The organism is Skermanella sp. (genome assembly GCF_059503625.1).
Genome location: NZ_JCACHA010000191.1, coordinates 1 through 3,421, shown reverse-complemented (window position 1 = coordinate 3,421; position 3,421 = coordinate 1). Strand labels below are relative to the sequence as shown.

General features: G+C 61.8%; 3 protein-coding genes and 1 pseudogene. 3 read left to right on the top strand and 1 reads right to left on the bottom strand.

The genetic code is table 11. The features are described 5' to 3' along the window. The first annotated feature begins 67 nt into the window (after positions 1–67). The 3 genes from msrB to AC5JJ6_RS04935 all read left to right on the top strand — a co-directional run bounded on the left by msrB (position 68) and on the right by AC5JJ6_RS04935 (position 1,884). Complete coding sequence (gene msrB, locus AC5JJ6_RS04945) at positions 68–526, top strand: peptide-methionine (R)-S-oxide reductase MsrB (protein WP_496040977.1); 459 nt, start codon at positions 68–70, stop codon at positions 524–526. Further along, positions 523–1,038, top strand: coding sequence for a peptide-methionine (S)-S-oxide reductase MsrA (gene msrA, locus AC5JJ6_RS04940; RefSeq protein WP_496040976.1), 516 nt, complete (start codon positions 523–525; stop codon positions 1,036–1,038). The genes msrB and msrA overlap by 4 nt, the downstream gene beginning before the upstream one ends. Before the next feature lie 96 nt (positions 1,039–1,134). Further along, positions 1,135–1,884 carry an SDR family NAD(P)-dependent oxidoreductase gene (locus tag AC5JJ6_RS04935; protein ID WP_496040975.1) on the top strand — a complete coding sequence of 250 codons (750 nt, stop codon included), beginning with the start codon at positions 1,135–1,137 and terminating at the stop codon, positions 1,882–1,884. Positions 1,885–2,446: 562 nt separating this feature from the next. On the opposite strand, the pseudogene AC5JJ6_RS04930 reads toward AC5JJ6_RS04935, so the two are convergent. Then, a pseudogene (locus AC5JJ6_RS04930) lies at positions 2,447–3,363 on the bottom strand (NAD(P)/FAD-dependent oxidoreductase). Between the last annotated feature and the right edge of the window lie 58 nt (positions 3,364–3,421).

Sequence of the window (3,421 nt, the reverse complement as noted above, 5' to 3'; positions counted from 1 at the left end):
CTGAGATTCTCCGATCGCGAGTCCGATGATCTTGGCATCTTCAGTCACTAGGGAGGGAAAACCGCCGATGAAAGACTATCACAAGAACCCTGAGTTCCTGTCCCGTCTCACTCCGGAGCAGTACCGGGTGACACAACAAGGCGGGGCTGAGCAGCCCTTCGACAATGTGTACTGGGACAACGACGAACCCGCGCTCTATGTTGACGTGGTGTCGGGCGAACCTCTTTTCACCTCGTTCGACAAGTTCGACAGCAGCAGCGGCTGGCCCAGCTTCGTCAAGCCGATTGATACCGGCAATATCGTCGATTACCGCGATGCGAGCCACAGCATGGTCCGGACCGAAGTACGTTCGACCCACGGCGATAGCCATCTGGGACACGTGTTTCCGGATGGGCCTCACGAGGCAGGTGGATTGCGCTACTGCATCAACTCGGCCTCGCTACGTTTCATCCACCGCGATGAGGTGGCGAGCGAAGGCTACGGAGAGTTTCGTAAGCTCTTTGCAGAGAAAGGAGAAAGTCTATGACCGGTGTGACTGAGCGAGCCGTCCTGGCGGGGGGTTGTTTTTGGGGCATGCAGGATCTCCTGCGCCGTTTTCCCGGCGTCATCTCCACGCGAGTCGGGTACTCCGGCGGAGACGTGCCGAACGCAACCTACCGGAACCACGGCATGCACGCCGAGGCAATCGAGGTCATCTTCGAGCCGGAGAAGACAAGCTTCCGCGATCTGCTGGAGTTTTTCTTTCAGCTTCACGATCCCACCACGAAGAACCGGCAGGGGAATGACGGCGGCGTGAGCTACCGTTCAGCGATCTTCTACACCTCGGACGAGCAGCGTCAGGTTGCTGAGGACACCATCGCCGATGTTGATGCCTCGGGCCTGTGGCCGGGCAAGGTCGTCACGGAACTCGCACCGGTGGGAGACTTCTGGGAAGCGGAGCCGGAGCATCAGGACTATCTCCAGCGCTATCCCAGCGGGTACACTTGCCACTTTGTTCGCCCCGACTGGAAGCTGCCGCGCCGCAGCAACGCCGCGTAGGACTGCAGGCATGGGGCGTTAATCTCCAGCCAGCAGCCTCTAAATTAGCTGGGGCTTGGCCCCGGTAACCTCACTCATGCGGATAAGGTGCATGCTATGGGCAAGCTTGAGGGAAAAACCGCTGTCGTCACCGGCGGCAATAGTGGCATCGGCCTGGCGACGGCGAAACGCTTCGTCGCCGAGGGTGCGTACGTGTTCATCACCGGGCGGCGCCAGCCAGAGCTGGACGCCGCCGTGCAAGAGATCGGCAGCCGCGTCACGGCCGTTCGCAGCGATGTCTCCAACCTCGAGGATCTCGATCGTCTCTTCGGGATTATCAAGGAGCAGGTAGGAAGCATCGACGTACTGTTCGCAAATGCGGGTGGCGGCGAGTTCGCACCGCTCGGCCAGATCACTGAAGCGTTGTTCGACAAGACTTTTGCCATCAACGTCAAAGGCACTCTGTTCACGGTACAGAAGGCGCTGCCGCTGATGCAGGCGGGTGGCTCGATCATCCTAACCGGCTCCACCGCTGGTAGCACCGGTACTCCGGCCTTCAGCGTCTATGGGTCGAGCAAGGCGGCCATTCGCAGCTTCGCCCGCAACTGGATCTTGGACCTGAAGGGCACGGGCATTCGGGTAAACGTGCTGGCGCCCGGCGCCACTTCGACGCCGGGATGGCATGCTCTTGCCCCATCTGAGAAGGGCAACGCGGAGATGATCACATTTGTCGAGGCTACGACGCCGCTCGGGCGCCTTGGCAACCCCGACGAGACAGCCGCAGCAGCCCTCTTCCTAGCTTCTGATGACAGCAGCTTCGTCAACGGCATCGAGTTGTTCGTGGATGGCGGCTCGGCGCAGATCTGAAGCGACAGAAGGAACCTATCTGACACTCAATCCACGGATAGCAATCTTCGCGGATTGATCCTCGTCATTCAGACCGATCTTCCAGCCGTCGCGCGGACGTATGTGCGGATGAGAGTGTTCCTGCAATCCAAGTTCAGCAAAAGCCGTATTGCCCAACTCAGATCTGCAACAAGAACCGAGACATTCCCGTTCTTCCGGACCCACAATGAGCAAGCAGTTTGGGTCTTATCTTCCACACCGCCGCCAACGTCAGGACGGCGATCAGTGAGTTCGTCGCCCGTTGAAACGCGTTCTGGCGGCTGGAGCGCTTGGGTTATCGCAGTCTGCTCAAGTGCCGGGGCAATTACGCTGAATGGGAGAAAGGTGCCGCATAACTGATCCTGCTCTTCCACCGGTGTTGACCGATCCTCCGTCTTGACCTGGGATCCGCCACGTCAGCGTTCGCAGGGAAGATCAAGCAAGGCCGAAGAGCATAGCCCCATGCTCGCCAGCGGCTTGTGTTTGATCGCGCCGAGCACGGTGGCATCCCCGGCTCTGAGAACGCCACCCCAGGATGCAGCCCTTATCCCCTCACAAGTTTCCGATCTAATGGTGGCGGTATAGAAGCTTTCGTCAAAAGCGAGTGAAGTTGGGCCACCACCTGCGCCCCCTGGCCCACCGCCGCAGCCACGCGTTTCACGGAGCCGGAGCGGACGTCCCCGATGGCAAAAACGCCGTTGAGGCTCGTCTCCAGAAGCCGCCGACCCGGAGCCACTTCGGTCCCGGTCAGAACGAAGCCTTTCGCGTCCAGCGCAACTGCGGCCGGATCCAGCCACTGTGTGTTGGGCGAGGCGCCGATGAAAAGGAACAGGTGGCGCATCGGCTGGCGAACCTCCTCGCCCGAGGACAGGCGCCATCGCACCGCCTCCAGCCGCCCGGGCTGCCCCTCAAGGCCGGTAACCTGGGCTTGCGTGATGATCTCCACATTGGCAAGACCTTGGATCCGCTCCACCAGATAGCCCGACATGCTTGACCGAAGATCCCGCCCCGGATGAGCAGCCGCACCTTCGCCGCCTGACTGGCTAGGTAGACCGCCGCCTGCCCCGCGGAGTTGCCGGCGCCCACCAGGGCAACCTCCTGCCCGGCACAGAGCTTCCCCTCAAGAGGCGACGCCCAGTAGTGAACGCACGAGCCTTCGAACCGCTCCAGGCCCGGGACCTCGAGCCGCCGGTACCGGGCTCCGGTGGCAATCACCACCGAGCGGGCGCGGATCCGCTCATTGTTGAGCAGGCTCACCACGTAAGGACCGGATTCGGGCGCTCTCTCGCTCTCAAGGCCGACGGCCTCGTCCGGCATCGCCATCTCGGCCCCGAACTTCTGGGCCTGGGTGTAGGCACGGGCCATCAGGGCCATGCCGGAGATGCCAGTTGGGAAGCCGAGATAGTTCTCGATCCGCGCCGAGGCCCCGGCTTGGCCGCCAAAGCTCCGGCAGTCGAGCACCAGGACCGAGAGCCCTTCCGAGGCCGCATAGACCGCAGTGGCGAGACCAGCTGGCCCG

Coding starts and splice junctions, on each gene's coding strand:
- msrB (WP_496040977.1), top strand. CDS start 68: ATGAAAGACTATCACAAGAACCCTGAGTTCCTGTCCCGTCTCACTCCG.
- msrA (WP_496040976.1), top strand. CDS start 523: ATGACCGGTGTGACTGAGCGAGCCGTCCTGGCGGGGGGTTGTTTTTGG.
- AC5JJ6_RS04935 (WP_496040975.1), top strand. CDS start 1,135: ATGGGCAAGCTTGAGGGAAAAACCGCTGTCGTCACCGGCGGCAATAGT.